A 1,873-nucleotide genomic window follows, 5' to 3' on the forward strand; every position below is an offset into this window, starting at 1 on the left:
GCTTGCTGACCTTGTTCATCTCGAATGGTGATATTTGACGTATTGATACCGCTCTTGGTCACACTACTGTCTTTATCACTGTCTAAACCAAAACCGATCGACTTACTTACACCTGTAGTCGTGGATGCATGCTGATCAATTTTGTTTGGTGTAGAAAGTACAGTATCAGGCGTTTTACCACCTTTTTCATCACTTTTGCCTGCATTAAACCCTGCACTTAAGCTAATACCTTTGGCATCATACTCACTGACGTTACGAATATCTGAATGCGTCAATGTGCCTGTATCTAAACTATTTTTCTTTAAGTTTTCAGCAGTCTGTGTCGAAGTAATGATCGCTCCTTTCAAATCAGTATTATTCTTCACCTTGATCTGATAACCATCATCTCCAGCGAAAACTCCTGACTGTTCGTTTACCGACGCATAATTGGCATTTACATTGGATTTGCTAAATCCTGTAGATGCATTTCCGCTGTTGATACTCGCACCATTGGTTCCGACACTGACTTGTCCTGAGATATTTTGTTGCTTACTCTTGTAGGTTGCTTTGTCTTGTAAGCTTTCAATATTCAGTTCATTGGCATCAATCTGTACACCTTTACCTTGTACCTGACCACCAATAATATTAGTTGCATTTCCACTACTGATCGTGGTTGAACTGTCTTTAGAAATGAGACCTATCAAAGCCTTGTTATAATAAGACCAATTAGTCATTCGATAGGTTTTCGGGCTAGGCTCCTTCAGTCGAAAATTATATTACTAAAGAAGCCTTTAAGAACAGGTTTGTGCAACAAAGTCATTCTACACTACCAATTTCTTCTAAACTCTATTATTTCCCCATTATTATCAATAAAAATTGGAGTGTTACCAACTAAAGAATAATTTATATCTTTTGTTTCCATAAATCTTTTTGATTGATAAAAAATAAACCAACCATTATCAACTTTGTCTAATTTAGGATCAATTACTATTTCATCATTATCAAGTTCACCTAAATTTGTACTTAAAAATTTTTTTGCTAACTCAATGATTTCTTTTTCAGTCTTCATTTAAATAATCTCTACTTAAGCTTACCAAATCTAATATGTTCAAACTGTTTAAAGTTATTCAAACCGGAACTACCAGTTTGTCCATCAATATAATTCACTTTTCCATTTTGAACTACTGCATTCCATACATGACCTGAACGCCCATCACTCGTCATACCATATACAACAGCCCTTGTTCCATCTCCAGATTTCAATAATTCTTGTTCCATTTTGTTCTTGCTTATCCACCCACTGAGTTTTGTACCTAGTACCTTTTCAAGTTGATTAAATGGAAGTGAACTTGTACTTGGCAGAGCTGAAGTTGGTGCGCCAGTTTTGAGTTCATTATTCACAGCTAATACACAATTAACACAATTTTGATTGCTATTAGTCGGGTTAATATTTTTAATTCCCCCCGCATCTGCTTCTGTATTAGTCGTCAGTTTAACATTTTTAGGTGCAACAGCTCCACCTATCATCAATACATTACCAACCACCTCAACTCCAGCAAATGTTCTAGACAATGCTGTCATTTCTTGATTTGTAAACAGTGATCTATCAGCAAAAACATCGTGACCACTTTTCAGTGTATTCGCAACTATTGAAGCCAATGCGCCACCTTGAACAAGTGCCCTAGAACTATTTAACTCATAGACTGAATATAGGGCTTGATAATCTACTGGTAATAATTTTGCTTTCAAACTACCATTTTGATTGACAACTAAATAACGCAATCCTGTACTGTCATTTGGATTAGGGTCTGTTGACATTTATGGTCCATAATTTAACCTACAAGGGGAGCCATAAAAATATGCAAGCTAATGCAACAGAACTTTCATAGTTCCG

At 36.0% G+C, this 1,873-nt stretch carries 2 protein-coding genes and 1 pseudogene; all 3 read right to left on the bottom strand.

The genetic code is table 11. From position 1 onward, the window contains the following. Positions 1–710: pseudogene (locus ACINWC743_RS23475) on the bottom strand (hemagglutinin repeat-containing protein); the annotation flags it as partial. A gap of 95 nt (positions 711–805) precedes the next feature. After that, on the bottom strand, positions 806–1,048 hold the full coding sequence (locus ACINWC743_RS23480) for a YrhB domain-containing protein (protein ID WP_009587274.1): 243 nt from the start codon (positions 1,046–1,048) through the stop codon (positions 806–808). 11 nt (positions 1,049–1,059) lie between these two features. Next, positions 1,060–1,797 carry a toxin glutamine deamidase domain-containing protein gene (locus ACINWC743_RS23485; protein ID WP_009587275.1) on the bottom strand — a complete coding sequence of 246 codons (738 nt, stop codon included), beginning with the start codon at positions 1,795–1,797 and terminating at the stop codon, positions 1,060–1,062. Positions 1,798–1,873 lie beyond the last annotated feature (76 nt).

This window comes from Acinetobacter sp. WC-743 (assembly GCF_000335555.1).
Lineage (GTDB): Bacteria > Pseudomonadota > Gammaproteobacteria > Pseudomonadales > Moraxellaceae > Acinetobacter > Acinetobacter bereziniae.

Excerpts from the sequence above, each read along its gene's own strand:
- ACINWC743_RS23480 (WP_009587274.1), bottom strand. The coding sequence starts at position 1,048 with ATGAAGACTGAAAAAGAAATCATTGAGTTAGCAAAAAAATTTTTAAGT.
- ACINWC743_RS23485 (WP_009587275.1), bottom strand. The coding sequence starts at position 1,797 with ATGTCAACAGACCCTAATCCAAATGACAGTACAGGATTGCGTTATTTA.